At 65.1% G+C, this 26,877-nt stretch carries 22 protein-coding genes, 1 tRNA gene and 1 riboswitch; of the genes, 12 read left to right on the top strand and 11 right to left on the bottom strand.

What is annotated here, in order from left to right:
• Positions 1 to 344 (top strand): hypothetical protein (locus AC5RV1_RS19540; protein WP_493995706.1); only part of this gene is annotated, 344 nt, incomplete at its 5' end.
• Between the two features lie 41 nt (positions 345 to 385).
• Positions 386 to 898, top strand: a complete 513-nt coding sequence (locus AC5RV1_RS19535) for an SRPBCC family protein (RefSeq protein ID WP_493995705.1) — start codon at positions 386 to 388, stop codon at positions 896 to 898.
• A 73-nt stretch (positions 899 to 971) separates the two neighbouring features.
• Here AC5RV1_RS19535 and AC5RV1_RS19530 read toward each other — a convergent pair whose 3' ends face one another.
• Both AC5RV1_RS19530 and AC5RV1_RS19525 read right to left on the bottom strand, forming a co-directional pair.
• Positions 972 to 2,003: a LacI family DNA-binding transcriptional regulator gene (locus AC5RV1_RS19530; protein ID WP_493995704.1), complete on the bottom strand. Its 1,032-nt coding sequence runs from the start codon at positions 2,001 to 2,003 to the stop codon at positions 972 to 974.
• Between the two features lie 2 nt (positions 2,004 to 2,005).
• The gene (locus AC5RV1_RS19525) at positions 2,006 to 3,733 is read right to left on the bottom strand and encodes a glycoside hydrolase family 13 protein (protein WP_493995703.1); all 1,728 of its coding nucleotides are present in this window, start codon (positions 3,731 to 3,733) and stop codon (positions 2,006 to 2,008) included.
• 217 nt (positions 3,734 to 3,950) lie between these two features.
• On the opposite strand from AC5RV1_RS19525, the gene AC5RV1_RS19520 reads away from it, so the two are divergent.
• A complete protein-coding gene (locus AC5RV1_RS19520) occupies positions 3,951 to 5,321 on the top strand; it encodes an FAD-binding oxidoreductase (protein ID WP_493995702.1) in 1,371 nt (456 codons plus the stop codon).
• 2 nt (positions 5,322 to 5,323) lie between these two features.
• Here the strand turns inward: AC5RV1_RS19520 and AC5RV1_RS19515 are convergent, their stop codons facing one another.
• The 4 genes from AC5RV1_RS19515 to AC5RV1_RS19500 all read right to left on the bottom strand — a co-directional run bounded on the left by AC5RV1_RS19515 (position 5,324) and on the right by AC5RV1_RS19500 (position 10,484).
• Complete coding sequence (locus AC5RV1_RS19515) at positions 5,324 to 6,742, bottom strand: DUF4032 domain-containing protein (RefSeq protein WP_493948981.1); 1,419 nt, start codon at positions 6,740 to 6,742, stop codon at positions 5,324 to 5,326.
• A gap of 113 nt (positions 6,743 to 6,855) precedes the next feature.
• Positions 6,856 to 7,938 carry an ABC transporter ATP-binding protein gene (locus AC5RV1_RS19510; protein WP_050056295.1) on the bottom strand — a complete coding sequence of 361 codons (1,083 nt, stop codon included), beginning with the start codon at positions 7,936 to 7,938 and terminating at the stop codon, positions 6,856 to 6,858.
• Between the two features lie 211 nt (positions 7,939 to 8,149).
• Positions 8,150 to 8,992, bottom strand: a complete 843-nt coding sequence (otsB, locus tag AC5RV1_RS19505; protein ID WP_493995701.1) for a trehalose-phosphatase — start codon at positions 8,990 to 8,992, stop codon at positions 8,150 to 8,152.
• A complete protein-coding gene (locus AC5RV1_RS19500; RefSeq protein WP_493995700.1) occupies positions 8,982 to 10,484 on the bottom strand; it encodes an alpha,alpha-trehalose-phosphate synthase (UDP-forming) in 1,503 nt (500 codons plus the stop codon). Before AC5RV1_RS19500 ends, otsB begins: the two co-directional genes overlap by 11 nt.
• Positions 10,485 to 10,663: 179 nt before the next feature.
• On the opposite strand from AC5RV1_RS19500, the gene AC5RV1_RS19495 reads away from it, so the two are divergent.
• Positions 10,664 to 11,539: a DsbA family protein gene (locus AC5RV1_RS19495; protein WP_493995699.1), complete on the top strand. Its 876-nt coding sequence runs from the start codon at positions 10,664 to 10,666 to the stop codon at positions 11,537 to 11,539.
• A gap of 164 nt (positions 11,540 to 11,703) precedes the next feature.
• Positions 11,704 to 11,777 (top strand) — tRNA-Thr (locus AC5RV1_RS19490).
• A gap of 29 nt (positions 11,778 to 11,806) precedes the next feature.
• Here the strand turns inward: AC5RV1_RS19490 and AC5RV1_RS19485 are convergent.
• A complete protein-coding gene (locus AC5RV1_RS19485) occupies positions 11,807 to 13,228 on the bottom strand; it encodes an FAD-binding oxidoreductase (RefSeq protein WP_493995698.1) in 1,422 nt (473 codons plus the stop codon).
• A 512-nt stretch (positions 13,229 to 13,740) separates the two neighbouring features.
• Between AC5RV1_RS19485 and AC5RV1_RS19480 the strand changes: the two genes are divergently transcribed.
• Both AC5RV1_RS19480 and AC5RV1_RS19475 read left to right on the top strand, forming a co-directional pair.
• Positions 13,741 to 14,043 carry a DUF4193 domain-containing protein gene (locus AC5RV1_RS19480; RefSeq protein WP_163165722.1) on the top strand — a complete coding sequence of 101 codons (303 nt, stop codon included), beginning with the start codon at positions 13,741 to 13,743 and terminating at the stop codon, positions 14,041 to 14,043.
• Between the two features lie 273 nt (positions 14,044 to 14,316).
• Positions 14,317 to 14,865 carry an AMIN-like domain-containing (lipo)protein gene (locus AC5RV1_RS19475; protein WP_493995697.1) on the top strand — a complete coding sequence of 183 codons (549 nt, stop codon included), beginning with the start codon at positions 14,317 to 14,319 and terminating at the stop codon, positions 14,863 to 14,865.
• A gap of 71 nt (positions 14,866 to 14,936) precedes the next feature.
• Here AC5RV1_RS19475 and AC5RV1_RS19470 read toward each other — a convergent pair whose 3' ends face one another.
• From AC5RV1_RS19470 to AC5RV1_RS19460, 3 genes are read right to left on the bottom strand one after another with little or no spacing between them, the layout of a single operon-like run.
• Positions 14,937 to 16,490: an APC family permease gene (locus tag AC5RV1_RS19470; RefSeq protein ID WP_493995696.1), complete on the bottom strand. Its 1,554-nt coding sequence runs from the start codon at positions 16,488 to 16,490 to the stop codon at positions 14,937 to 14,939.
• Positions 16,487 to 17,512: an agmatine deiminase family protein gene (locus tag AC5RV1_RS19465; protein ID WP_493949078.1), complete on the bottom strand. Its 1,026-nt coding sequence runs from the start codon at positions 17,510 to 17,512 to the stop codon at positions 16,487 to 16,489. Before AC5RV1_RS19465 ends, AC5RV1_RS19470 begins: the two co-directional genes overlap by 4 nt.
• 56 nt (positions 17,513 to 17,568) lie before the next feature.
• Entirely contained in the window at positions 17,569 to 18,597 is a 1,029-nt protein-coding gene (locus AC5RV1_RS19460; protein WP_493948988.1) for a nitrilase-related carbon-nitrogen hydrolase, read from the bottom strand.
• 215 nt (positions 18,598 to 18,812) lie between these two features.
• Between AC5RV1_RS19460 and AC5RV1_RS19455 the strand changes: the two genes are divergently transcribed.
• Positions 18,813 to 19,289, top strand: a complete 477-nt coding sequence (locus tag AC5RV1_RS19455) for a Dps family protein (RefSeq protein WP_493948989.1) — start codon at positions 18,813 to 18,815, stop codon at positions 19,287 to 19,289.
• 106 nt (positions 19,290 to 19,395) lie between these two features.
• Here the strand turns inward: AC5RV1_RS19455 and AC5RV1_RS19450 are convergent, their stop codons facing one another.
• Positions 19,396 to 20,964, bottom strand: a complete 1,569-nt coding sequence (locus AC5RV1_RS19450; RefSeq protein WP_493995695.1) for an MFS transporter — start codon at positions 20,962 to 20,964, stop codon at positions 19,396 to 19,398.
• 66 nt (positions 20,965 to 21,030) lie between these two features.
• On the opposite strand from AC5RV1_RS19450, the gene AC5RV1_RS19445 reads away from it, so the two are divergent.
• From AC5RV1_RS19445 to AC5RV1_RS19430, 4 genes are all read left to right on the top strand, one after another.
• Positions 21,031 to 21,570 (top strand): TetR/AcrR family transcriptional regulator, encoded by a 540-nt coding sequence (locus tag AC5RV1_RS19445; RefSeq protein WP_493948991.1) that lies wholly within the window; start codon positions 21,031 to 21,033, stop codon positions 21,568 to 21,570.
• Between the two features lie 90 nt (positions 21,571 to 21,660).
• Positions 21,661 to 21,759, top strand: a riboswitch (glycine riboswitch).
• 180 nt (positions 21,760 to 21,939) lie between these two features.
• Positions 21,940 to 24,828, top strand: coding sequence for an aminomethyl-transferring glycine dehydrogenase (gene gcvP / locus AC5RV1_RS19440; RefSeq protein ID WP_493995694.1), 2,889 nt, complete (start codon positions 21,940 to 21,942; stop codon positions 24,826 to 24,828).
• Positions 24,829 to 24,838: 10 nt separating this feature from the next.
• Positions 24,839 to 25,999 carry a glycine cleavage system aminomethyltransferase GcvT gene (gene gcvT / locus AC5RV1_RS19435; RefSeq protein ID WP_493995693.1) on the top strand — a complete coding sequence of 387 codons (1,161 nt, stop codon included), beginning with the start codon at positions 24,839 to 24,841 and terminating at the stop codon, positions 25,997 to 25,999.
• Between the two features lie 161 nt (positions 26,000 to 26,160).
• On the top strand, positions 26,161 to 26,877 hold a 717-nt coding region (locus tag AC5RV1_RS19430; RefSeq protein ID WP_493995692.1), incomplete at its 3' end, for a serine dehydratase beta chain.

The raw sequence follows: 26,877 nt of genomic DNA, 5'->3' as shown, positions 1-26,877 counted from the left end.
TGTGGGAGAGTAGGTCACCGCCGGACAACCATTACGAGCAGGGCCCTGACAAACGACGTCAGGGCCCTGCCGCATTTAACAAACAAAACACCAAGGCGCCACGGCACCCCGGCCAGATCCCGCCCCTGGTGCAACCCGCCAGCACCTCCCGCACCAAACGCCGCAACCCGCCACCACCTCCCGCAGCAAACGCGGGACCCGCCTTCACCTCCCGCAGCAGCACCGCCGTCGAACACCCCGCCAAACGCCCGCCCGCCACGCCAACACCCGTGGAAGCTGATGGAGGGTTGGACGAAAAGCCGCAGGAGGTGATGGGGCGTGAGCGGGAAGGGCGCAGGAGGTGATGGGGCGTTGGGGAGGGATGGCGCGGGTAGAGTTGAACACCATGGACAGCCTCTTCAGCCACGGCCACGAACCCTTCGGAAGCAATGACAAGAGTCCCATCGAGCTCCTCGAACCTGTGGTCAACACAGTGGTTGTGCCCGGAAGCGTGGCTCACGCCTTCGCCGGCTTCACCGACCACACGCACCTTTGGTGGCCCTTGGATACGTTCGGCGTGTACGGCTCGGGGTCCTATGTGGAGTTCGAGGAAAACCTCATCCTTGAAACAGCTGACGACGGCCGGACCAGCATCTGGGGCACCCTCGACGACTGGCAACCGCCGATGTCCTTCCACGCGACGTGGCATCCCGGCTCCAGCGCACTGTGGTCCACCGAACTGCTGGTGGTCTTCCGGGCAGTGGCGGACGGCACGGAAGTACGGGTGTTCCACGAGGGCTGGGAAGGGGCCGAGAACCCGGCCGCAGAGCGCGCACGGTACCTTGCCGCCTGGCCGATGATTCTTGCCAAGTATTGCCGGTTTATGGGCGTCCCTGAGGCCGACATGGCCAAAGCCTGACGCAGTCCCAAAATCCTACGTCAGGCCCCGCAGTTTGAGGTCAACGGAATTGGCGTCAAGGCAACTGCCCCAGTCAGGCCGGCGGCACCGCCGTGCTGGTCCTGATGACGAACTCGGTCGGGTACTCCTGGTCAGCATCCGGCGATACCTGGGCTCCGTCGCGTTCTCTCGCGGACTCAAGCAGCTGCAGGGCTGTCCTGGCGGCCAAAGCGCCCTGTCCGCGGGGGTCCTGGTCGATCGTCGTCAGGCCGAACGTTTCACCCAATTCGTGGCCGTCCATGCCCACCACCGAGAGATCGCGTGGAACCTGTAAGCCGAAGTCCCGGGCGGCGAGGATGGTGCCCACGGCCATCTCGTCCGACGCCGCGAACACCGCTGTGGGGCGTTCCGCGGTAGTGCCTAGTAGCCGGCGGGCAGCCGTGTATGCGCCCTGGACAGTGAAGTCGGCGGCGATCTGCCATTCTGGGCGGACCTCCAAGCCGGCGGCCGCCATGGCTTTCTGATAGCCCGCGTGCCTGATACCCGGCAGCTTGAAGTCCTGGTCGAGGGCCGCGTTGCCGGTGACATGGGCTATCCGGGTGTGCCCGAGCCGTACCAGGTGGTCGGTGGCCATACGGGCCAGCCGCTCGTCGTCGATCCTGATGGTAGAAGCACCGGGCAAGGCGCCGCCGATGCCCACAATGGGGCGATGAACGGCCAGCAGCTGCTGGATCTCCGCATCGCTGAGCACCAGGGCCACGGCGATTACCGCATCGAGGCGTTTCCGGAGCAGGAAATCGTTGAGCACGCGGTGACGATGCTCCGGCTCGTGGCCCACGTTGTAGAGGGTCAGGTCGTAGCCGGCGTCCAGAAGGACTTCAGATACACCCTCGAGAACCGACGAGAAGTACCAGCGATGGATGGCGGGAACCACGAGGCCAATGTTGTGGTTCCGCCCGGAGGCAAGGCTGGAGGCGTGATAGGACGGGACAAACCCCAGTTCCCCTGCCGCCTCCAGCGCCAGTTTCCGGCTCTTTGCCGAGACATTCGGTTTACCGCTCAGCGCCCTCGAAACGGTGGCCACGGACAGGCCCGCCTTGTCAGCAACATCCTTGATGCCCGCCATGCTCACTCTGCTGAGGTGTCCGATCCAATCCTGATCCAGGCGGTTTCGCCGGACGCAAGGAGACCCGAGGCTGTTGATGTGCTGCGGACGAGGACCTGGCCCGCGGGCATTTCCAGCGGCTCGTGGTTAAGGTTCATAAGCACCAGCGTAGTGCCGTTGACATACGCCAGGGATGAACCGGTGCACCAATCCTCCGCCCACGCCAATGACCCACGACCCAGGTCCAGCTCGCGGCGGACGGCCAACATGCGCCGGTACAGGGCGAGGTGCGACGACGGCGATTCGGCCTGTACGTCCCGTGCCAGTCCGTTGAACGAGGAAGGCAGCGGCAGCCAGGGGTCGCTCCCGGAACCAAATCCAAGGTGGCGCTCGTTGGCGCGCCATGGCAACGGAACCCGGCAGCCGTCCCGGCCCAGCCGTTCCCCGCCAGTTCTGGCGAACGTGGGGTCCTGGCGAAGGTGCTCAGGGATGTCGATGCCGTCCGGAAGTCCAAGCTCCTCACCCTGGTAGACATAGGCCGCCCCCGGAAGCCCGAGCATAAACAGCGAGGCAGCAGCGGCCCGGTGCCGGCCCAAGGCCGTATCCGGCTGCGGATCTGCGGGGCCGATGCCGTCACCATCGCGGGGCCCATGCCCGTTATAGCCGAAGCGGCTGGCGTGCCGGACGACGTCGTGATTGGAAAGCACCCAGGTGCTGGGAGCGCCGACGGCGTCCAAGACCGTCAGGGAGTCCGTGATGACCGAACGCAGCCGGTATACGTCAAGCCCTGCGTGCAGGTACGGAAAGTTGAAGGCCTGGTGCATCTCGTCCGGCCTGACCCACTCCGCAAGCCGGGGGAGGTCAACGCTGGCCTCTGCACAAAGAATCCGGTCCGGGCCGTACTGGTCCAGGATCCTGCGCCACTCACGGTAGATCCCGTGGATGGCCGGCTGGCCGAACATCGGTGCCTCATGGCCCGGGAATCCGTCCGAACTTCCGCCGTCGGCCCGACCTCCCCACGCGGGGAGCCCCGGGGCCTTAACCAGCGCGTGGGCCACGTCCACGCGGAAGCCGGAAACGCCGCGGTCCAGCCAGAACCGGAGAATCCGTTCGAATTCGGTGCGGACGGCGGGGTTGTCCCAGTTGAAGTCAGGCTGGGATGAATCAAAAAGGTGCAGGTACCACTGCTCCGGCTGGCCGTCCGGCCCGGTCACTCGGGTCCAGGCTGGTCCGCCGAAGTGGGACTGCCAGTTATTGGGCGGTTCATGGCCGCCAGGTCCAAGGCCGTCGCGGAAGATAAACATCTCCCGTTCCGGGCTGCCGGCCGGCGCCGCGAGGGCTGCCTGGAACAACGGGTGCTGGTCCGAGCAGTGGTTGGGCACCAGGTCCACGATGACGCGCAGGCCCAGCCGGTGGGATTCGGCCATCATGACGTCGAAGTCACCGAGGGTGCCGAAGATCGGGTCCACGTCGCAGTAGTCGCTGACGTCGTAGCCGGCGTCGCGCTGGGGGGAGCGGTAGAAGGGGGACAACCATACAGCGTCGACTCCGAGGTCCGCCAGGTGCGGCAGTTCCTCTGTGATGCCCGCAATGTCCCCCACGCCGTCGCCGTTGAGGTCACGGAACGAGCGGGGGTAGACCTGGTAAATCACGGCGGAGCGCCACCAGCCGGGCTGGCTGTCCTCTTGGTGGACCAGGGTCAGCGGCCCGGTTCGGGGAGTGGTGGTGAGCGTCACAGTTTCGACAGACATGGAAGTAAGCTTAGACGCTTTGCCGCCGATTATGGAAACGCTTCCACACCCGAAGACAGGGGCAGCCGCTCAGAATCAGCCTTTTCGCAGGTCAGGCACTGGAAGCGCTTGCAAGAGTTTTTCAAACGCTTACTACCGCCAGCGGAGCCCTTCGCGCTGCCGCCCCACAGCACCGTCCTACACTGGTGGGACGTGTGCGACGACGGATGGAGGCTTCGTGGGAAGCGTAGTTGAGGAGCTGGAGACCGTACTGGCGGCCGGCCAGGTGGACCGTGCGGAAGCGACCCTCAGCCGGTACGCGGTGGACCAGGCGCCCATCCTCGACTACCAGCTCCCGCTGGCGGTGGTGTTCCCGGAGTCAGTGCGGGACGTACAGGCTGTGGTGCGGATCTGTGCGGACAGTGCAGTGCCGATCGTGCCTCGGGGCGCCGGGACCGGAGTCTCCGGCGGTGCCCATGCCACCCGGGGCTGCATCATCCTGTCCCTCGAACGCATGGACCAGATCCTGGACCTGAATCCTGACGACGAAACAGCAGTGGTGCAACCGGGGGTCATCAATGCCGTGCTCAATGAGGCGGCAGCGGTGCATGGCCTGATGTACGCGCCGGATCCAGCCAGTTTCCGCACCTCGACCATCGGCGGCAACGTTGCCACCAACGCAGGCGGCCTGCGGTGCGCCAAATACGGGGTCACCAGGGACTCTGTCCTTGCGCTGGACGTCGTGCTGGCTGACGGCTCCCTCATCCATACCGGCCACCAGACCTTCAAGGGCGTAGCCGGCTATGACCTGACCGGCCTGTTCGTCGGCTCGGAGGGAACACTTGGCATTGTGGTGAGCGTGACCGTGCGCCTGAAGTATCTTCCCCGGGAAGTGCAAACCGTAGCCGCTTTCTACCCGGACTTCCGTCTCGCCGCGGCCGGGGTCCTTGCCGTAGGCAGGGCACGGGTGCAGCCCGCCATCATGGAATTGCTCGACGGCGGTACGCTGGCCCAGCTGGATGAGATCCACGGATCGGACCTTACGGCACGCGGCAAGTCCCTGCTCCTGGTCCAGACGGACGGCTTCGGTGCCGCAGCCGAGGCGGAAGTGGTCCGGGAGGTCCTGAAGGCCGGCGGGGCAACTGTCACCACGGAAGCCAGCGCGGAGGCAGAACGGCTGGTGGAGCTCAGACGGCACAGCAGGGGCGTGGAAGTGGATGATGAGTACCGGGTGGGAGAGGACGTCGCCGTGCCCCGCTCCCGGCTGGTTGACTACGTCGCTGCCCTTGAGGCCATGGCCGCCAGCCACGGCGTGCACCTCAAGGTGGTGGCCCACGCGGGCGACGGCAACCTGCACCCCACCTTCTGGATAGACCGGAAGGACAGCATGGTGGATACCGCCGCCATGGCGAGGCTCCAGCAGGTCCTTGATGAATCCATCACCGCAGCCCTGCAAATGGGTGGAACCATTACCGGGGAACACGGCGTGGGGCAGTACAAACTGCGGTGGCTGGGCCAGGAGCAGCCGGAACCGGTCCGGGAGTTCCAGCGCAGGATCAAGGAACTGTTTGACCCTGCCGGCATCCTGAATCCCGGCAAGGCAATCTAGCCTTAGTCGTCCGAGTCCGGGTATTCCTCGATCGACTCGTCTGCGCCGTAGCGGGACTCTTCAGTTTCCACCTCGAGGATCTTCAGCAGCCCGGTGTCCGGGTTAAGCATGATCGCGGCCTCGTCCCGGCGGTGCCGGAGGATGGAGTCGATGTAGGACTGGACGGCCTCGGCCAGGGGGATGTGCCGTTCCTGCTTTTCGGACATGTACCAGCGGTGCTCCAGGACCTCATGCACCACTTCGGCGGGCTCCAGCTTCCCGGAAAGGTCCCGCGGGATGGACCTGACGATCGGCTCGAAGATCTGGCTGACCCAGAGGTGGGCGCTGTATTCCTCGTCCATGTCCGGGTTGTTGTCCGCCCGGAAGGAGTCCATGTCATTAAGGAGCCGGCGGGCCTGGTTTTCCTGCGCGTCGATGCCCGTAAGCCGCAGGAGCCGCCGCTGGTGGTGTCCGGCGTCCACCACTTTGGGCTGCAGCTGGATGGTGGACCCGTTCTGGGTGGTCTTGATGGCGTATTCCTCGACGTCGAAGCCGAGTTCGTTGAGCCGGCGGATCCTGGCACTCACGCGCCACCGCTCACCGAGTTCGAAGGACTCCTTCTCCGTCAGTTCTGCCCACAGACGGCGGTAGCTGTCCATGATCAGCTCGCTCGTGGCCACGGGGTCAACCTTTTCCTCGATCAGCCCGCCGTCCAGCAGGTCCATCAGCTCGCCGGCGATGTTCACGCGTGCGATTTCCAGGTCGTACTCGCGCTGGCCCGTGGACAGGTCCGGATACAACTCACCGGTTTCGGCGTCCACCAGGTAGGCGGCGAATGCCCCGGCGTCGCGGCGGAACAGGGTGTTGGACAACGAGACGTCGCCCCAGTAGAAGCCAATCAGGTGCAGCCGCACCATCAGCAGCGCCTGCGCATCGATGAGGCGGGTGAGCGTGTCCTTGCGGAGCATCTGCGAGAACAGGGCGCGGTACGGCATGGAGAACTTCAGGTGCCTGGTGACCAGCACCGGGTTCAGCGGCCTGCCGTCCAAGGTGGTGCGGCCGGTGATGACGGCGACGGGCTCGACGCAGGGAACATCCAGCCGTGCCAGTTTGCGGAGCATGTGGTATTCATGCCGGGCGACGTGCTCCGAGGTTTCCTTGATGGCGATCACCGAGCCGCCGAGGTGGGCAAAGCGGACGATGTGCCGGGAAATGCCGCGGGGGAGGGCAGCCAGGTTCTCCGCTGGCCAGTCCTCCAGCGCGATGTGCCACGGCAGGTCAAGCAGTTCAGGATCAGCCGCTGCTGCCGTAATGTTCAGCGAACTGGAGACCGAAGCGAGCTTGCCGTCGTCCGCACTCGCCGCCACGAACCGGGGCAGCTTCCCCACCTGCCCATAGTCGGTGGGTTCGTCGTGCCACTGGGCGCTGTATTCCTCGGTCATGGGTCAATTCTTCCGTACGTAGGCGTGGCCAGCTAATTCTTCTGCCGGCACGGTTAAAGGCCGACGGCGGCCGTCCAGTTAAGGAGGGCCGCCGTCGGTTTATGCGGTGGGGACTAGTCGCCCAGGCGCAGGCCGGTCTTGGTGTCGAACAGGTGCACGTGGCCCGACTGCGGACGGACGTAGATGGACTCGCCCTTCATCGGGGGGCGGCGGCCGTCGACACGTGCCACGATGTCGTGGTCCTTGCCGTCAAGGGTGGTGTGGCCGTAGACGTAAGCGTCGGCACCCAGTTCCTCGACGACGTCGACCTCTACCTTCAGGCCTTCGCCGTGCGGAGCGGTCTCAAGGTCCTCCGGGCGGGAGCCCAGCGTCACGGTGGAGCCATGTGCTTCCTGGAGGACGTCGCGCGGTACCGGGTAAACCGTGCCGCCGAACTGCACGCCGCCGTCGACGACCGGCAGTTCGAGCAAGTTCATGGCGGGGGAGCCGATGAAGCCGGCCACGAAGACGTTCTTGGGCTTGTCGTACAGGTTGCGCGGGGTGTCCACCTGCATCAGCAGGCCGTCCTTCAGCACAGCGACGCGGTCGCCCATGGTCATTGCCTCGACCTGGTCGTGCGTCACGTAGACAGTGGTGACGCCCAGTCGGCGGGTCAGGGATGCGATCTGGGTGCGGGTCTGCACACGGAGCTTGGCATCCAGGTTGGAAAGCGGCTCATCCATGAGGAAGACCTGCGGGTTACGGACGATGGCGCGGCCCATGGCAACACGCTGGCGCTGGCCACCGGAGAGTGCCTTCGGCTTGCGGTCCAGGTAGGGCTCGAGGTCAAGGAGCTTGGCAGCTTCACGGACGCGCTCGGCGCGCTCTTCCTTGGAGACGCCGGCGATCTTCAGGGCGAAGCCCATGTTGTCGGCCACAGTCATGTGCGGGTACAGCGCGTAGTTCTGGAAAACCATCGCGATGTCGCGGTCCTTCGGCGGAACGTCGGTGACGTCGCGGTCGCCGATGAGGATACGGCCTGCGTTGACGTCCTCAAGGCCTGCGAGCATGCGCAGGGAGGTGGACTTGCCGCAACCGGAGGGTCCAACGAGGACGAGGAATTCGCCATCGGCGATGTCGATGTTGAGCTTGTCGACGGCGGGCTTTTCTGTGCCCGGGTACAGACGCGTAGCGTTATCAAAAGTAACTGTAGCCACAGTTATCAATCCCTTCACCGGCAGGTACGTGCCGGACGATCCGTTGTGAATGGTTCATGTTTGTTCAGTTTTGTGCTGCAAACGTTCTTCAACCGGGGTTCGAGAGCGTCGAGTGACGCCGCACGGTACTTGTGCGCCACATCACAAGCTAGAGTATGTCAGATGTTGTGCTTTTAGTTGCAAATGTTACGGACGTCACATATGACTTTGCTCAACTTTTGCCCTGAAAGCCCTGTTGGTCTTCCTCGGCAACAGCAAGGCTCCGCTCCTGAAGCAGCACTTCCAGCATCTCCGCCACGTGCACCGGTGCCTCCACGCGGTACTGGGCCTGGGTGAAGTCCAGGCCCACCTTCACGCCCACGTCCCCGGGCTCCAGCCGGGCCAGCGCATCCTCGTCCGTCGTGTCGTCGCCGGCAAACAGGACGGCGGTGGCCCCGGTGACCTGGCGAAGGAAGGTAACGCCCTCGCCCTTGGAAGCGTTGACCACAGAGGTTTCCAGGACGCGCTTCCCGTCCTTGAGGAAGACGCCCTTGCGGCCCTCCAGTACCGAGCGCGCGGCGGATACCGCGTCCTGCGCCACGTCGTCGTCCGCCAGTCGCGTGTGCAGGACCACCCCGGCGGGCTTGTCCTCCAGCCTGGTGCCTGGTGCCTCCTCGACGATTTCCGCAAGGATGCTGCGGACCTCGGCAAGCAGGGCCTGTTGCTCCTCATCGAGCGTCAGTCCGGTCGATCCCGGCCCCAGCCAGGCCTCTGCCCCGTGGCTGCCAATCAGGAGGGTGTCCACCGGGGGCGACGCGACCGTGCGCAGGCTCGCGAGGGCGCGTCCGGAGATGAGCGCCGTCGTCGTTCTCGGCAGCACGGCGAGGCCGGCGAACGCCGTGGCGGCGCGGGGAAGGGGGCGGGCGTCGTCGGCGTGGCCCACGATGGGAGCCATGGTGCCGTCGAAGTCCATAGCCACCAGCAAGTGATCCGTCGCAGCGACGCGCCGAAGGGCCTCGCGAAGCTCAGGAGTCAGTGCCAATTTCCCGTTGCCGGCCCGGTCCTCAGGAGTCATCACGGACCGCCTTCTCCTCAAGGGCCCGGAGGAACTCGGCAGACCAGTAGTCCACGTCGTGCTCAAGGATCTGCTTACGCATGGCCCGCATCCGCCGCGAGGCATCCCTGGGCGGCAGCTCCACAGCCCGCATGATCGCGCCCTTCAAGCCATCGATGTCGTGCGGGTTCATCAGCAGCGCCTGCTTGAGCTGGTCGGCCGCGCCGGCGAACTCGCTGAGCACCAGGGCGCCGTCGTTGTTGGTGCGGGCCGTGACGTACTCCTTGGCCACCAGGTTCATGCCGTCCCGCAGGGCGGTTACCAGCATGACGTCCGCTGCCAGGTACAGGGCCACCATCTCCTCCACAGGGTAGCTGTGGTGCAGGTAGCGGACCGCGGTATTCTCGAGGGTGTCGTAGGTGCCGTTGATGTGGCCTACCGTGCCCTCAACCTCCTCCCGCAGGAGCCGGTACTGTTCAACGCGTTCGCGGCTGGGGCTGGCCACCTGGATCAGCGTGGCATCACCAACGGACAGCTTGCCGTCGGCCAGGAGTTCCTCGAACGCCTTCAGCCGGTGCCGGATGCCTTTGGTGTAGTCGAGGCGGTCCACGCCGAGCAGGATGGTTTTCGGGTTGCCGAGGTCCTGGCGGATCTGGCGCGCGCGCTCAATGATCTCGGGCTTTTGGGCCAGCTCCATGATTTGCTGGACGTCGATGGAAATGGGGAACGCCTGGGCGCGGGCGATGTGGGTAATTTCCCCGTCCTGGCCCTTAACGTGTACCTGCTGCTGCTTGACGCTGGCGCCCAGAAAGCGCCGGGCGGAGCGCATGAAGTTTCCGGCGTCGCTGGGCCGCTGGAAGCCCACCAGGTCCGCGCCGAGGAGGCCGTCGATGATGGCCTGGCGCCAGGGCAGCTGGGCGAAGATCTCCGGCGGGGGGAACGGGATGTGGTTGAAGAAGCCGATCCGGAGGTCCGGCCGCGCCTCCCGAAGCATCCGTGGCACCAGCTGCAGCTGGTAGTCCTGGATCCACACAGTGGCGCCATCGTCAGCATGGCGTACGACGGCGTCGGCGAACCTTCTGTTGACCGTGCGGTAGGCATCCCACCACGTCCGGTGGAATTCCGGCGGGGCGATGACGTCATGGTAGAGCGGCCACAGTGTGGCGTTGGAGAAACCCTCGTAGTAGAGCTCTACGTCGTCAGCGCTCAGCTGGACCGGAACCAGGTCCATGCCGCCGTGGCTGAACGGTTCCACCGTCTCATCCGGGGCGCCGTGCCAGCCCACCCACGCGCCGTCGGTCTTGGTCATCATCGGCGCCAGTGCCGTCACCAGGCCGCCGGGGGACCGGCGCCACCCGGAGCCGTCGTCGCCGCTTTCGCCCGGGGCGCAGCGGTCAACGGGCAGCCTGTTCGAGACCACCATGAAGTCATACTTTGTTTTCCCGCTGCGGCCGGAGCCGGCGGCGCCGGACCCGGCTGCGGTGGCAGGTTTTTCCTGGACGGGTGTTTGCATTGCGGCCCCCTGGGGTTGCTTGTGCCTCTCAGCCCACCCTAACGGGACGGAATCTTCCATGCTATTCGTCCGTTGGTCAATCCGGCAGAATACTTGAAAAGGCAAGCTCTCAGCTTTCTCCCCTAAAATAATGGGGTTGCCACGAATTGGTCCCCCTCGTCAATCGACCCAAGGAACACATGAGCCCCGCAAACGAAGTACGTAAGTCCAAAGCTGAGCGAACCGCGGAGGCCCGCGAGAAAGCGCGGCTGATCCGTGAAGCCCAGCTGAAAAAGGACAAGCGCAACAAGCTGCTGATCGGGTGGGGAATTGTGGTGGCCGTTGTGGCCATCCTGGCGGTGATCGCGCTGGTGGTGACGACGGGCATCCGGCAGAACACGCCCATCGCAGACCAGGGTCCGGTGCCTGCCAGCGCCAACGTCAACGGTGGCGTGACCCTCCTGGCCAACACCGAAGTCAAGAAGACAGACCCGGCGACGGTGAACATGGCCAACCTGCCGGCCAAGCCGGATGCACAGCCCAGCCCGGTGGTGGCACCTGGCGCCGAGGCCGAGGCCGGCCAGCCCGTGAAGGTGATTGCCTACATCGACTTCATCTGCCCGGTCTGCCTGCGGTTCGAAAACACCTACAACGAAGCCCTCACCACGCTCCGTAATGAAGGCAAGATCAGCATGGAGTACCGTCCGCTGGGCTTCCTGGACCGCCAGTCCAGCACCAACTACTCCTCACGCGCCGCCAACGCTGCCGCCTGCGTAGCCGACAAGGCACCGGAAAAGTACGCCGAATATGTGGACGTTCTTTTTGCCAACCAGCCTGCCGAAGGCGGAGCCGGACTCTCTGACGACAAGCTGAAGTCCCTTGCCAGTGACATCGGTGCGGACATCAACAGCTGCGTGGACGACAAGACCTTCCGCCCTTACGTGAAGTACTCCACCGAGCTGGCAGCGAACACGGGTATCACCGGTACGCCTACCGTCTTCATTGACGGCAAGCAGTGGGACGGCGCAACCGACTTGAACGCTGAGATCCAGGCGGCCATCGACGCCAAGGCCTAACGGTCTCCGCCGAACATGAGGGGCCCGCCTCCGGAACGCTTCCGGAGGCGGGCTTTTCCCGTTGCCCGCTTCTTCCGTGCCGGAACTGAGGCGGCGTTTTTACCACCGGGAAGACTTGGGCTAACCTTATCTAGCGCCGTTCAGGCGCTGGCCCGCAAGGGCACGCCTCCTTAGCTCAGTTGGCCAGAGCACCGCTCTTGTAAAGCGGGGGTCGTCGGTTCGAATCCGACAGGGGGCTCAGAGCGGCTGTCCATCCTGAGGGACGTGTCACGCCTGCGTCGGCGGGATGTTGTGGTTCAGGCGCAGGAGATTCTGCGGATCATAGCGGTCCTTGAGTGCCACGAGGCGCTGGTACTTATCCTGGCCGTAGGCACTCCGCGCGGCGTCCGCCTCCTTGATGCCCAGCTCCGCCCCCAGGAAGTTGACGTATTCCCCCTGCTCAGCGAACGGCCGCATCAGGGCGTAGGCCTTGCGGGCGAAGGCGGTCAGCCGCTCGTCCTCGGCGGCCTCACGCCAGAACCCGTAAACGTTCAGCCAGTAACGCGCCGACCGGTTCGGAAACGCTGTTGCCTCCTCCGGGACCCGCCCGAACGCGCCCTCCAAGTGGTGGATGTCGATACCGGTTCCCTGCCACGCCAGCTCGGAGGCGAAACCCACCACGACGTCGGCCACCTCCTCGTCCAGCCGCGAAAACGAAACGTTCTTCCAGTAGCCGCGTGAGCCCTTGGGGAACACCGCGTCCATGGCGCTCTGCCAGTCCAGCCACGACGTGGGCCCCACTTCCTCCTCGTCAGGCGGGGCATCGGCCCGGAGCTGGTCAACGAGGTTGAGGCCGGCCTGGTGGTCGTCGCCGGCCCAGGCGAATCCACAAATCATCCAGGGCTCGTCGCCCATGCCGAAATCGGGCGGAAAGACCAGGAAGGAGATGATCGGGTTCATCTCATCGGGCAGGTCCCGGGTCCAGGCATCGAAGGCCAGCAGGGCGTGCTTCCAGTGCTGTTGCCGGTAGAAGAGGTTGCCGCCCAAGGGTGCCGCCGGCAGAGGATGGGCGCGGAAAGTGAAAGAGGATACGACGCCGAAGTTTCCGCCACCGCCGCGCAGCCCCCAGAACAGTTCCGCGTTCTCGTCCGCGCTGGCGTGCAGGTGTTCGCCTGCGGCGGTGACGATGTCCGCGGCTTCGAGGTTGTCCAGGCTCAGGCCTCCTGTCCGGGTCAGCCAGCCCACCCCGCCGCCAAGGGTGAGTCCTGCCACCCCTGTTCCACTGATGACCCCCAGCGGAACAGCCAGCCCCTGTGCGGCCGTTGCCCGGTCCACATCAGCCAGGGTAGCTCCCGGCTCAACGGTGACGAGCCGTCGTTCAGAGTCCACCTGGACAGCTCGGAGTGATCCCAAGTCCAGCACCAGGCCGCCGTCAACAGTTCCGTGGCCGGCAATGTTGTGCCCTCCGCCGCGGACCGCCAGCGCCAGCCCGCTGCGCCGCGCAGTATCCAGAACAACGTCAATGTCCGAGACTGCCCCAGCCTCTGCGATGGCTCGTGGGCGGAGATCGACCATGCCGTTCCATACGGCCCGGGCTTCCTCGTACAGCGGATCCTGTGGCTCGATTAAGGGTCCCTGCAGCCGCACTCGCAACTCATGCAGTGACTGCTGGACGTCACGTTCCGGATCGTGGTGATGAACTGTGGCCATCGCTGATGCTTCCGGGTCAAAGGGCGAAAACTACTCACAGGGGATCCCGATGCCCGGAGTTTAGGAGCAGTTCCCCGGGCCGGTCAATAGCCTCTTCTTTCGGCCGCGGCCGTCCCGAATCCAAGGCCGCATCCGCTTTCAACGGGAGAACAGGATTAATGTCCGCGAGACAGGGACGAAACCCGGCCACAACATTGGCTGCGTACGGTCGGGGGCATGACAGCTAACTTTCCAGCCCGTATCCAGGCCTGGTTCGCGGATACCTTTTACTGCGACACTCCCGGCCAAGCTGCAGATGCCATGGCAGATGCGACGCGGTGGGGCTGGCTTCCGGCTCTCAGCGGCGTGGCTGTCGGAGCAGACCAAGCGCGGGAAAAGCACCTGATATCTGCGGCGGAACCGGGCAGTATGTCTGGTTGAGCACACTTTTGCGCTCGTGAGGGCATAATGACCTAAACTGCTTCACTGAGGTGCCTGAAATGGCGCTGTGCAGCAACGAAAGTGAACATGCAATGGCTACCGATTACGATGCTCCACGCAAGCAAGAAGAAGAGTCTCCCGCCGACTCCCTGGAGGCCCTGCAAGCCTCCCGTGGCGGCAACGCGCAGACGGCAGTGATCGACCTCGATGAAAATGACACGGCCGAGGGTATCGACCTGCCCGGCGCCGACCTTTCCAACGAGGAACTGACAGTCATCGTTGTTCCGGAGCAGTCAGATGAGTTCACCTGCTCCTCCTGCTTCCTGGTCCGCCACCGGTCCCAGGTGGCCCGCGAAAAGAACGGCATGAAGTACTGCCGCGATTGCGAAGGCTGAAATTCCGTACGAAGAACAGCGCCGGACACTCCATTGGGCGTCCGGCGCTGTTTCGTCTTTCCGGCACCGTTATCCGGCATAACGGCCGGGTCCAGAAACGGCACCGGAACGGTTAAGGACGGCGGCAAAAAGGCCCCGGATTTACTGCCGCGTGATGCGGATCCTGGCTTCCTCACGGTTGCGCGCCGAAGCGGCCACAACCCTCGTTTCGGCAGTCCTGCGCTCCTACGCTTGAGCTATCCAACCGCTCCACCAAACATGGATGGCACCACAATGAAAAAGCTCCTCATCTGGCTCACGGCGCTCTTAATGGCTGTCGGGCTGGGAATTCTGGTTCCGGGGCCCGCCTCGGCAACCACATCGTATTGCGGTCTCCAATGGGGTTCGAAGGCGAAAGCCGTTGAAACCATGAGCGCCGCCGCCGTCACCAACATCCGGACCGGGCAGCACTACTGCTTCGACCGGATGGTGATTGACCTTAAAGGTGATGTTGCCGGCTACAAAGCTCGCTACGTCCACACCGTGACACAGGACGGTTCCGGAAATCCGGTTCCTCTCCGGGGGCAGGCGTTCCTCCAGGTCACGGTGACCGCCCCGTCCTACGACGACAACGGCAATGCCACGTACAGCCCGGCCAACCAGGCCGAACTGTCCAACGTCAACGGCTACCAGACCTTCCGTCAACTCGCCTGGGCGGGCAGCTTTGAAGGTTACACAACCATCGGTCTGGGCGTCCGCGCCCGGCTGCCCTACCGTGTGTTCACGCTCGATGGCCCGGGATCCGGCTCACGGCTGATTGTGGACGTGGCGCACTTCTGGTGACACCACCCAAAAGGTGCCGCATCCCCAACGATCGGGGGTGCGGCACCTTTTGTGTGCGCTGCTGTTAGGGGCTACTCCGGGACAACCAGGGCCGGAGTATCCCGCTTAAGGGTTTCGCCGCGGAAGAAGCCTGGATGCAGCCGGGCCATGATGAGCATGAACACCGCACCCAGGGCCAGGATGCCTACCCCAAGGACAAAGACCAGCCCCACGCCGAAGACCTCAGAGCCGCTGCCGAACTCAGGCGCCCAGCTGTCCACGGCCGTCTGTAAGAACACTACGAACAGGCCCACCCCGCCCAGCACCGGGCACAGGAGCCGCAGGACGAAGTTGCGGGCGCTGGTGAAGACGCTGTGCCGGAAGTACCAGGCGCAAGCCAGGGCCGTCAGGCCGTAGTAGAAGCAGATCATCAGGCCCAGGGCCAGGATGGTGTCATTGAGGACGTTTTCGCTGACCACGTGCATCACGGCGTAGAATCCCGCCGACGTAACGCCCGCCGCGACGGTGGCGAAGCCCGGTGTTGCAAACTTCGTGCTGATCCGGCTGAACGGCTTTGGCAGGGCACCGTAGTGGCCCATGGCCAGCAGGCTGCGCGAGGGCGACATAAACGTGGACTGCAGGGAGGCAGCGGAACTTGAGAGCACTGCAAGGGACATCAGGATGGCGAACGGGCCCATGATGGGCGAGGCCAGGGCTGTGAAGATGTTCTCGTGGATTTCCGTGTTGTTCAGGCCGTTGCCGGTGTCTCCGACGCCGGCGAACATCATGGTGGCGATGCTGACCAGCAGGTAGATGGCCAGGACGATGACGGCGGTGAGGGTGCCGGCCAGGCCGGAGGTCTTCTTGCCGTTAGCCGTTTCCTCGTTCACGGTGAGGCAGACGTCCCAGCCCCAGTACACGAAGATGGAGAGCGAGATGCCGGCAGCGATCTGGCCGAAGGTTTCAATCTTGGTGACATCGAACCACTCCCAGCTGAAGGGGATGGCCGTTTCGGAGCTGGACCAGTTGGCGAACGCCATGGTCACGAACAGGCCAAGGACCAGCAGCTGGAACCCCACAAGGCCGTACTGCACCAGCTTGGTGGTGTGCATCCCGCGGTAGCTGACCCAGACCGCCAGGGCCACGAACACAAAGCAGGTCAGCACGTTCAAGGCTTTGTTGGCCGCCAGGTCGGCCAGCCCGGGCTGGCCGGTGAGCTGCGAGAGGAACAGGTAGAAGAAGTCGACGGCGACTCCGGCCAGGTTGGACAGGACGATGATGTTGGCGGCAAGGAGCCCCCAACCGCCCATCCAGCCCACCCAGGGGCCAAAAGCCTTGGTCACCCAGGTGAAGGTGGTGCCACTGTCCGGGGAGTCGGCGTTGAGCTCCCGGTAGGCCAGCGATACCAGGATCATGGGGATGAACCCGATGAGGAAGATGACGGGCAGCTGGAGCCCGGCCTCGTTGACGGTGGGGCCCAGCGCACTGGTGAGCGTGTAGGCGGGGGCGATGGTGGAAATGCCGAGAACGACGACGGCGAGGAGTCCCAGCTGCCCGCCCTTCAGGCCCTTCGGGGTGATCCCGTGGGCAGTACCGGGAGCATGCCCGCCTGCGGCGGTTGTCCCGGTGCGGATGGTTTCTGTCATGACACCACTTTCTGGGAGGCAGCAGGCTGCTGCTGGGTGATGCAGTGGATACCCCCGCCGCGGGCGAACAGCTCGCGTGCGTCAATGGCGACGATACGCCGTCCGGGGTAGGCCTCGGCCAGGATCTGCAGGGCCTTGTCGTCCTGGGGGTCGTTGAAGCTGCAGGCGATCACTCCGCCGTTGACCACCACGTGGTTGATGTAGCTGTAGTCCACGAAGCCTTCCTCATCCCGGAGTGTTTCGGGGGCGGGGACTTCGATGATGTTCCACGTCCGGCCGGCCGCGTCCGTGGTGCCGCGCAGGAAGTCGATGACTTCCCGGCATACCTCGAAGTCCGGATGTTCGGGATTCCTCTGGGAATGGACCAGCAGAGTGCCGGGCGAGGGGATGGCCGCCACGATGTCCACGTGGCCGCGGGTGCCGAAGCGCTCGGAATCCCGGGTCAGGCCGCGGGGCAGCCACACCACATGGGTGGCGCCGATGGTGCGGGCCAGTTCCAGCTCGACGTCGGCCCGGCTGAGGCCGGGATTGCGTCCGGGATCCAGCTGTACTGTTTCCGTCACCAGGACCGTTCCCTGGCCATCGACCTGGATGCCGCCGCCCTCGTTGACCAGCGCCGACACGATGTGGTGTGCCCCGGAGCGGCCAGCCACCTCGCCGGCGACCAGGGCATCTTTGTCCCACTGCGCCCAGTCCTGTGCGCCCCAGCCGTTGAACACCCAGTCCACGGCGCCAAGGTTTCCCGCGCCGTCCAGGACAAAAGTGGGGCCGATGTCGCGCATCCACGCATCATTCAGCGGGGCTGCAAGTACCTCAACCTCAGGGTGGAGATAGGCGGCGGCCGTTTCGACGTCATCGGGATCCACCACCATGGTGACGGGCTGGAATTCGACGGCGGCGTTCGCCACTGCAGCCCAGGTGGACCTGGCTGCGTGGGCAGCCTCAGTGGACTCGCCAAGGGTGTAGCCGCCGGCGGGAAACGCCATCCAGAGCCGCTCCTGGGGCGCTGTTTCGGCGGGCATTTGCCACTGTCCGGCCTGCGCCGGGACAGCCGCGTCCTGCTGTGCCGCGGGGGCGGTCACGAGCACACCTCCGCGAACCCGCGCTCGCCGCCGATGGATTCATTCGGGCGGACGGGCTCGGTGAGGCGGCCGTAGGTGTCCGGACGGCGTGTTGCCAGGAAGGGGAACAGGGTCAGCCAGTCCTTCCTCTGGTCCAGGTCCAGGTCGGCCACGAGGACGGCGGACGCGTCACGGGGTGCCTGGGCGAGGATCCGGCCGTAGGGGTCGGAGATGAAGGATGAACCGTAGAAGTTCAGGGTGCCTTCACTGCCCCAGCGGTTGGGTGCGATCATAAACAGCCCGTTGGCGATGCCGTTTCCTACGATCACCTGCTGCCAGAGCGGCTGGGTGTCAAAATCGGGGTGGTCCGGTTCGGAGCCGATGGCCGTGGGGTAGACCAGGATTTCAGCACCGCCCAGCGAGTACAGCCGGGCCACCTCAGGAAACCATTCGTCCCAGCAGGTGGGCATGCCCAGCCGGGCGCCTTCGAGTTCGGCAGGGGCGTGCACTTCGTAGGCGTCAGCCGCTGCCGGGCCCTTCCGGAAGAACTTGTCCTCGTAGTACCCGGCGGTGACGGGGATGTGGAGCTTGTGGGTCCGCGCCAGGAGTTCGCCCTCCGGCGAGACCAGGATGGCCGTGTTCAGGCCCAGCCCGTCGTCCTGTCCGTCCGGGTCTTCTGCCCGCTGGTACAGGGACGCGTGGACCGATACCCCGTGACGGCGGGCAGCGTCTGCGGCGAAGCGGAAGGTGGGCCCCGTCAGCAGGTCTTCGGCGATGTCCGAGGGCCGGGTACGGTGTGTCCCCTCTGCCGGATCGTTGTGCGGCCGCGTGTCCGCCGGATAGCGCGACAGCGTGAGCTCCGGGAGGAAAACCACAGAGGCTCCCAGTGCAGCGGCCCGGCTGATGCCCTCGTTGAGTTCGGCCTCGACAGCGGCGCTGTCAGCTTGCCACCGGTGCTGGACCACGCCAACGCGCAGGGCCTTCCGGCTGGACGGCGATGTCCGTGCCAGGGAAGCGGGTGCGTCGAGGCAGGAAATTTCAATCATGTTTGCTACTCCAGTGAGACGACGGTCACTAAATGAATGACGTTCATTTAGTATGCGGTCCCATCGCCCCGGATGCAAGGGGAGATATGAATCGCGTTCGTTTATGTCGGGAAAAAGGAATTAGTAAGCTCACTGAGAAATTTCCCGGAGGTACCGTCCTCTGCCCGGTGCCGGGCTGGTAGCGTCGGGATTACTGGACCAATCGAGGAGGACGCATGAAAGCTTCACCGACACTGACCAACAACCTGCAGGCTGTGCTGACGGACCTGATCGAGCTGCACCTCCAGGGCAAGCAGGCCCACTGGAACATCGTGGGAACCAACTTCCGCGACCTGCACCTGCAGCTGGACGAGATCATCGACGCCGCCCGCCAGTTTGCCGACGATACCGCCGAGCGGATGCGCGCGCTGCATGCCCTCCCGGATGGACGCAGCTCCACCGTGGCGGAGTCCACCAGTCTCGCTCCGTTTCCTGCGGGCCTGATTAGCACCAAGGATGCCATCGAGCGGATTGTCGCAGCCCTGGAAGCTGCCGTAGGCACCATGCGGAAGGTCCATGATGAAGTAGACGAGGAAGACCCTACGTCGGCTGACCTGCTCCACGAGTTCATCGCCAAGTTCGAGCAGTTCGCCTGGATGGTGAACGCCGAAACCATGAAGCCGACGGCGAGCGTCACGGCACCTGACGCTTAGCCAGCGGGGCACCACGCACGGCCTTCAGCGCCCGGCCCGGACACGAAGTCCGGAGCCGGGCGCTGTTTATGCCTGCCCGCGCGAGCCCGTTATGCAGCCTGCGCCCCTACTGTGCCTTGGGCACCTTCCGGAGCACGACGGCGGCCAGGACTGCCGCCGTCGCCATCAGCACCAGCCCGATCGCCGCGGTGACGTGCACGCCGGAGTCGAAAGCGGAGCCGGCGGCATGGCGGACGGCGTCCGCCAAGGGTGCCGGCAACCCGGCTGCAAGTTCCATGGCGCCGGCCAGGGTTTCGCTGGCATGCGCACTGCCCTGGCCGGCGGCTTCAACCGCTCCGGGAGGAAGCTGCAGGTTCTGCTGGTAGGAGGCGGTCAGGATGGAGCCCAGGACGGCAGTTCCCAGCAGTGCGCCCACCTCATAGCCTGTCTCCGAGATCGCCGAGGCTGCCCCCGATTTTTCCGCCGGGACGCTGCCAAGGATGAGGTCATTGGAGATGGTTTCGGCCGTTCCCACGCCCAGGGCCAGGACCAGCAGGGCAGCGAGCAGCAGTGCCGGCCCGTCGGCATGGCTGCCGAACGTCACCATGCTGTAGCCTGCGGCGCTCATGGCCAGGCCGGTGCCCACTACGAAACCCGGCCGGACCTTCCGCACTACCGGCACCACCGCAAGGCCCGCCACGACGGTTGCCACCAGCGCCGGAATCATTGCCATTCCCGCAGCGGAAGGGGACATGCCCTCAAGGAGCTGTAGGTGCTGGGCCAGGAAGAGGATGAAGCCGTTGAAGGAGAACAGGGCCAGGACGTTTGCCGTGATGGCCATGCTGAACACCCGGTTACGGAACAAGGACATGTCCAGCAGCGGGCTCTTGAGCCGCTGTTGCCGCCGGACAAAAGTGGCACCCATTGCCAGGCCGAAGGCCAGGCTGCCCAGGGCCAGCGGTCCGGCACCTTCGGTGGCGAATTCCTTGATGCCGTAGACCACCGGAACCATGGTGAGCAGCGAGAGCAGGATGCTCGGCGCATCCACCCGCCCAGGTGTTGGGTCCTTGGACTCGGGGATGAATGCGGGTCCGAAGGCCAGCAGGGGCAGCATGATGGGCACGGCCACCAGGAGTATCGCTCCCCACCAGAACTGCTCAACGAGCCACCCGCCAAATATTGGGCCCAGGGCGGCGCCGCCGGAAAACCCTGCAGCCCAGATGGCAATGGCCAGCCGCCGGCGGTTGGGATCGACGAAAATGTTGCGGATCAGGGAAAGTGTGGAGGGCATCAGCATGGCGCCGAAGAAACCCAGGGCCGCGCGTCCGGCAATCAGCCAGCCGGCGCTGGGAGCGAAGGCCGTTACTGCTGATACGGCTGCAAAGCCGATGCTGCCGATGATCAGGAGCCGCCGGCGTCCAATCCGGTCGCCCAGGCTCCCCATGGCCACGAGCAATCCAGCCAGCACCAGCGGATAGGCATCCACAATCCACAGCAGCTCCACTCCCGAGGTTTCCAGCGTGCGCGCAATTGCCGGCAGCGCAAACGTCAGGGCGGTATTGTCCACTGCCACGAGGAGGACAGGGAACATCAGCAGCCCGAGCGCAAGCCAGTCGCGCCACGTGCCCCTTGTGGGATCCGGGGCCGTCGGGGCAGTGCGGGTGAGTGCTTGCTGGGAGGCGGTGGACGGTGTCATGGAATAACTATACCGTCCAGACGGTATAGTTAAGAAAACCAATACCCGCGATGCATGATGGGAGGCATGCCCCGAAAACCCGTAGCGCGAGATGCAGTCCTCGATGCCTTTGAAGAACTCCTGATCGACGTGGGGGAGAGGGCCGCCACGCTGGATGCGGTGGCAAAGCGGGCCGGCGTCTCCAAGGGCGGCCTGCTGTACCACTTCCCCAACAAGGAAGCGCTGATCACTGCCACCCTGGAGCGGTTGGACCGCTTGGCAGGAGATGACCTCGCAGCCATGGCCGCCGCGCCCGAGGGGGCCGCGGCCTACTTCATCCGGTCCTCCCTCTGGTCCGATACCCCCATGGACCGTTCTTTTGTCGCCGTGACGCGACTCGCCGAGGTGGCCCACGAGGATGCCCGCCGCCGCTTCGCAGTCATCCAGCAGCAATGGCTGGACCTGATCGGCAAGGACGTGGGCGCTGCGATGGCAAAGGCCGTCCTGTATATGGGGGACGGGTTGTACTTCAACGCCATGTGGGAAAGCGGGCCGTCCGGAAACGCCGGCGACAGGCAGGCCGAGGTCGACGAACTCCTGGCCGCCGTCGAGAGGCTCAGGGGCTAGCCGGTATTTGCTCCTGAGCCCGCGGCATAGGAGAATTACTGCATGTGTGGGCCGTCGCCGGCCACCAGGAAAACCCAAATGAATAGCCTTTGATCTGCGGCGGGAGAGTTCTGCCAGAAGGTACAAGCAGGCGCCGTAGGAGCAATACCTCCCCAGGAATCTCACAGGCCCATGTACCGCCGCGGCGAGGCAACTCTGGAAAGTAGCAGGCCGTCCGCCTGGCATCCGGTTCCCCGGATACCTGGACTGCTGTGCTCACCGACGGTGCAAGCGGGGCCAGCGGATGCAGGCAACGCGGAAACTCTCAGGTCCAATACAGAGCGGGGAGGAACCCGAATCGATGCGGCGTACCCTGATGCCGCCTTAGCTATGGAGTTCCCCGTGACTGTATCTCCGGCCCCCGCCTCTCCGGCTATTGCCGCCCCGGCTGCTGCCACCTTCGTTGACCGGCACATCGGCGCCCGCCGGGAGGCCGACGTCGACACCATGCTCAAGGCCGTGGGCTACAACACCGTGGACGCGCTGGTGGATACCGCGGTCCCCAAGGACATCCGCCAGGACTCCGCGCTGGAACTGAAGGGCGCACTGAGCGAGGTGGAGGCGCTCGCCGAACTGCGCACTCTGGCAGCCAAGAACAAGACCGCCGTGCAGATGATCGGCCAGGGCTACTACGACACCGTCACGCCGCCGGTGATCCGCCGCAACATCCTCGAAGGCCCGGCCTGGTACACCGCGTACACGCCCTATCAGCCCGAGATTTCCCAGGGCCGGCTCGAAGCGCTGCTGAACTTCCAGACCATGGTCCAGGACCTGGTGGGACTGCCCATCGCCAACGCCTCCCTGCTGGATGAAGCCACCGCCGTGGCGGAGGCCGTGCTGATGATGCGCCGCGCGAACAAAAACAAAGAGGTGCGGGACGGCAAGACTGTGCTGGACGCCGACTGCCTGCCGCAGACCATCGCCATCGTGAAGGGCCGCGCCGAGGCACTCGGCTTCGAGGTTGAGGTGGCGGACCTCTCCACGGGATTGCCCGACGGCCCCATCAACGGCGTGGTCCTGCAGCAGCCCGGGGCTTCCGGCCGGGTGTTTGACCACAGCGCCGTGATCGCCGACGCCAAGCAGCGCGGCGCCCTCGTGACCGTCGCGGCCGACCTGCTCGCGCTGACCCTCATCACGCCCCCCGGTGAGCAGGGCGCGGACATCGCCGTCGGCTCGGCACAGCGCTTCGGTGTCCCGCTCTTCTACGGCGGCCCGCACGCCGCCTACATGGCAGTCCAGAAAGGCCTTGAACGCTCCATGCCCGGACGGCTGGTGGGCGTCTCGAAGGACTCCGCGGGAACTCCTGCCTACCGCCTGGCCCTGCAGACCCGCGAGCAGCACATCCGCCGCGAGAAGGCCACCTCGAACATCTGCACCGCGCAGGCCCTTCTGGCCATCGTGGCCTCAATGTACGCCGTCTATCACGGACCCCAGGGGCTGAAGGCGATTGCGCAGTCCGCCCACGCCCACGCCAGGACCCTTGCCGCTTCGCTCAAGGCCGCCGGCCTGGAGGTAGTGCACACCAGCTTCTTCGACACCGTCACGGTCTCCGTTCCCGGCAAGGCGGCGGGCATCATCGCCGCAGCAGAGGCCAGGGGAATCAACCTGCGCAGCATCGACGCGCACACGGTGGGCTTCTCCACCGATGAAACGACAACCGCGGACATTGTCGACGGCGTCCTGGCCGCCTTTGGTGCCGGGCTGGCTGAGGTGGTGGATGGGTTCGGCCTGGATGCCGCCGTCGAACGCTCCTCCGACTTCCTGCAGCACCCCGTGTTCAACACCTACCGTTCGGAGACCCAGCTCCTCCGTTACATCCGCAAGCTCAGCGACCGGGACCTGGCGCTGGACCGCACCATGATCCCGTTGGGCTCCTGCACCATGAAGCTGAACGCCACAGCCGAGATGGAAGCCATCTCCTGGCCCGAGTTCGCCTCCATCCACCCGTTCGCCCCGGACTCGCAGACCGAAGGCTGGCGCGAACTGATCGCGGACCTCGAAGCGCAGCTCACGGAGATCACCGGCTACGACCAGGTGTCCATCCAGCCCAACGCCGGTTCCCAGGGCGAGCTCGCCGGCCTGCTGGCAATCCGCGGCTACCACCACTCGCGCGGCGACCAGCAGCGCAACGTCTGCCTGATCCCGGCGTCGGCGCACGGCACCAACGCCGCTTCCGCTGTCCTCGCGGGCATGAAGGTGGTTGTGGTGGCCACCGCCGCCGACGGTACCATCGACCACGCCGACCTGTACGCCAAGATCGAGGCCAACAAGGACGCCCTGTCCTGCATCATGATCACCTACCCGTCAACGCACGGCGTGTATGACGCCGACGTGCGCGAAGTCTGCGACGCCATCCACGCTGCCGGCGGCCAGGTCTACATTGACGGCGCAAACCTCAACGCCCTCGTCGGTTTGGCGCAGCCGGGCAAGTTCGGTGGCGACGTGTCGCACCTGAACCTGCACAAGACGTTCTGCATCCCGCACGGCGGCGGCGGACCCGGCGTCGGACCTGTCGCTGCGAAGGCGCACCTGGCGCCCTTTATGCCCGGCAACGCGGCCACCTGGACCGAAGGCAACGACGTCCCCATCTCCGCCTCCAAGTACGGTTCCGCCGGCGTGCTCCCCATCTCCTGGGCGTACGTGAAGCTGATGGGCGGACATGGTTTGACCGAGGCCACCAAGTCCGCCTTGCTCGCCGCCAACTACGTCGCTGCCCGCCTGAACGACTTCTTCCCGGTCCTGTACACCGGTGAAGGCGGCCTGGTGGCCCACGAGTGCATCCTGGACCTGCGTGAGCTCACGGCCAAGACCGGCGTCACAGCTGAGGATGTGGCCAAGCGCCTCATCGACTACGGCTTCCACGCCCCCACCTTGGCGTTTCCCGTTGCGGGCACCCTGATGGTGGAGCCAACGGAATCCGAGGACCTCGGCGAGATCGACCGCTTCATCGAGGCCATGATCTCCATCCGCGGTGAAATCGACCAGGTGGCCCAGGGCGACTTCTCCGTTGCTGATAGCCCGCTGCGCAACGCTCCCCACACCGCCGCGGCTGCCATCAGCAGTGACTGGGACCGCGCCTACCCGCGTGAGCAGGCCGTGTTCCCAGTGAAGGCACTGAAGCAGGACAAGTACTTCCCGCCGGTGGGCCGCATCGACGGCGCGGCCGGCGACCGGAACCTGATCTGCTCCTGCCCGCCGCTTTCCGAGTTCGAGAACTAAGGTCCGCGCCATGACTGAGAAGTACACCGCACTCTACGACGAGCACAAGAAACTGGGGGCGTCCTTCACCGACTTCGGCGGCTGGCAGATGCCCCTGAAGTACAGCTCCGAGCTGGCCGAGCACCATGCGGTGCGTAACGCCGCCGGCCTGTTTGACCTCTCCCACATGGGTGAAGTCTGGGTTACCGGACCGGATGCCGCCGCATTCCTGGACTACGCCCTGGTGGGAAAGATGTCCGCCATGCCCGTGGGAAAGGCAAAGTACTCGCTGATCTGTGATGAGGACGGCGGCATCATCGACGACCTCATTACCTACCGCCGCCCTGCAGGTGAGGGCACCTCGGAAGGCGGCAGCGATGTTTTCCTGGTGGTCCCCAACGCAGGTAACGCCGGGGTTGTTGCTGCTGCCCTTGCCCAGCGGGCCGCCGGATTCGAAGTCACCGTCGACGACGCTTCCGCCGCCACCTCCCTGATCGCCGTCCAGGGCCCCAAGGCGCAGGAGCTGCTGCTGCGCCTGGTCCCGGCCGCGCAGCACGACCTGGTGACGGAGCTGAAGTACTACGCCGCTGTGGTGGTTCCCATCCTGGTGGGCGGCGCCGGACTGGACCTCCTGCTCGCCCGCACGGGCTACACCGGCGAGGACGGGTTTGAAATCTTTGTGGCCAATGACGACGCCGCTGGCCTTTGGCAGGCACTCGTCGCCATCGCTGACGAAGGGGAGCTGACTCCCGCCGGCCTCGCCTCCCGCGATTCGCTCCGTCTTGAAGCAGGCATGCCGCTGTACGGCAACGAACTGTCCCTGCAGGGCGACCCCTTTGCCGCGGGCCTGGGACCTGTCGTCGCGCTCTCCAAGGAAGGCGACTTCGTGGGCAAGGCCGCGCTGGCAGCCAAAAAGGAGGCCGGCGCGGGCAGCACGTCCGGCCGCAGGCTCGTTGGCCTCAAGGGCCTGGGACGCCGCGCCGGCCGTGCACATTACCCGGTCCTCAAGGACGGCAATATCGTTGGTGAAGTCACCTCCGGTCAGCCCAGCCCCACCCTGGGATACCCGATCGCCATGGCATACGTCAACGTCGGATTCACCGAAGTCGGCACAGCACTGGAGGTTGATCTGCGCGGCAAGGCAGAGCCGTTCGAAGTAGTTGATCTCCCGTTCTATAAACGCGCCAGATAGGGCTTGGTGGCTGGCTTAAGGCCCGTCGGGTCTGAACTCCTCTGCATGCTCGGGCGCGAAGACGCCCGCTGGGCGGACGTGACGCTCCCTTAGACGCATGCTGCCGGAGTCCGGTTACCCACCACGCAACCCACGCACACTCTTAGTGAGGAATACCCGTAATGGCTGTTGGAGTCTTTGACCTTTTCTCTATTGGGATCGGGCCTTCTTCCTCGCACACTGTGGGGCCGATGCGGGCTGCTGCTGTGTTCGCGGAGGAGCTGAAATCCTTCGGTGCCCTGGACCGTGTGGCCTCGCTTCGGGTGGATCTGTATGGGTCGCTCGCGGCGACGGGACACGGTCACGGGACCATGACGGCGATCCTGCTGGGGCTGGAGGGGTTTCATCCTGAGTTGATCCTGCCGGACGAGGTGGAGGAACGCCTGGCCGCGATCGCCGACACCGGGACGCTCCAGCTGGCCGGTGCCGTGCCGCTGCCGTATGGGGTGAAGGACATGGTGCTGCGGCCGCTGACCATCCTGCCGCGGCACACCAACGGGATGACGTTCACCGTCTTTGATGCCGAGGACGAGATCCTCCACACTGCCACGTTCTTCTCCGTGGGCGGCGGGTTCATTGTGCGTGAGGGTGAGGAGGACGCGGCCCAGCAGGAGCTGGAGGAATCAAAAAAGGAACTGCCGCTGCCGTTCCGCACCGCCGCCGAACTGCTGGAGCACTGCCGGGAGACCGGGCTGGGCATCAGCGAGGTGATGCGGGTCAATGAGGAAGAGAGCCGCACTGCGGAGGAAATCCGGGCGGGCCTGCTGCATATCTACTCCGTTATGGAGGGCTGCGTTGCCACATCCCTGAAGCGTGAAGGCGTGCTGCCGGGCGGGCTG

Source organism: Arthrobacter sp. Hb9-2, from assembly GCF_059091165.1.
The sequence above is the reverse complement of the archived record's forward strand: the minus strand, read 5'-3'. Positions and strand labels throughout refer to the sequence as shown.

What these genes read in the sequence shown, in the direction of transcription:
- AC5RV1_RS19535 (WP_493995705.1), top strand. Translation starts at nt 386, where the DNA reads ATGGACAGCCTCTTCAGCCACGGCCACGAACCCTTCGGAAGCAATGAC.
- AC5RV1_RS19530 (WP_493995704.1), bottom strand. Translation starts at nt 2,003, where the DNA reads ATGGCGGGCATCAAGGATGTTGCTGACAAGGCGGGCCTGTCCGTGGCC.
- AC5RV1_RS19525 (WP_493995703.1), bottom strand. Translation starts at nt 3,733, where the DNA reads ATGTCTGTCGAAACTGTGACGCTCACCACCACTCCCCGAACCGGGCCG.
- AC5RV1_RS19515 (WP_493948981.1), bottom strand. Translation starts at nt 6,742, where the DNA reads ATGACCGAGGAATACAGCGCCCAGTGGCACGACGAACCCACCGACTAT.
- otsB (WP_493995701.1), bottom strand. Translation starts at nt 8,992, where the DNA reads ATGACTCCTGAGGACCGGGCCGGCAACGGGAAATTGGCACTGACTCCT.
- AC5RV1_RS19500 (WP_493995700.1), bottom strand. Translation starts at nt 10,484, where the DNA reads ATGCAAACACCCGTCCAGGAAAAACCTGCCACCGCAGCCGGGTCCGGC.
- AC5RV1_RS19495 (WP_493995699.1), top strand. Translation starts at nt 10,664, where the DNA reads ATGAGCCCCGCAAACGAAGTACGTAAGTCCAAAGCTGAGCGAACCGCG.
- AC5RV1_RS19485 (WP_493995698.1), bottom strand. Translation starts at nt 13,228, where the DNA reads ATGGCCACAGTTCATCACCACGATCCGGAACGTGACGTCCAGCAGTCA.
- AC5RV1_RS19480 (WP_163165722.1), top strand. Translation starts at nt 13,741, where the DNA reads ATGGCTACCGATTACGATGCTCCACGCAAGCAAGAAGAAGAGTCTCCC.
- AC5RV1_RS19475 (WP_493995697.1), top strand. Translation starts at nt 14,317, where the DNA reads ATGAAAAAGCTCCTCATCTGGCTCACGGCGCTCTTAATGGCTGTCGGG.
- AC5RV1_RS19470 (WP_493995696.1), bottom strand. Translation starts at nt 16,490, where the DNA reads ATGACAGAAACCATCCGCACCGGGACAACCGCCGCAGGCGGGCATGCT.
- AC5RV1_RS19465 (WP_493949078.1), bottom strand. Translation starts at nt 17,512, where the DNA reads ATGCCCGCCGAAACAGCGCCCCAGGAGCGGCTCTGGATGGCGTTTCCC.
- AC5RV1_RS19460 (WP_493948988.1), bottom strand. Translation starts at nt 18,597, where the DNA reads ATGATTGAAATTTCCTGCCTCGACGCACCCGCTTCCCTGGCACGGACA.
- AC5RV1_RS19455 (WP_493948989.1), top strand. Translation starts at nt 18,813, where the DNA reads ATGAAAGCTTCACCGACACTGACCAACAACCTGCAGGCTGTGCTGACG.
- AC5RV1_RS19450 (WP_493995695.1), bottom strand. Translation starts at nt 20,964, where the DNA reads ATGACACCGTCCACCGCCTCCCAGCAAGCACTCACCCGCACTGCCCCG.
- AC5RV1_RS19445 (WP_493948991.1), top strand. Translation starts at nt 21,031, where the DNA reads ATGCCCCGAAAACCCGTAGCGCGAGATGCAGTCCTCGATGCCTTTGAA.
- gcvP (WP_493995694.1), top strand. Translation starts at nt 21,940, where the DNA reads ATGGAGTTCCCCGTGACTGTATCTCCGGCCCCCGCCTCTCCGGCTATT.
- gcvT (WP_493995693.1), top strand. Translation starts at nt 24,839, where the DNA reads ATGACTGAGAAGTACACCGCACTCTACGACGAGCACAAGAAACTGGGG.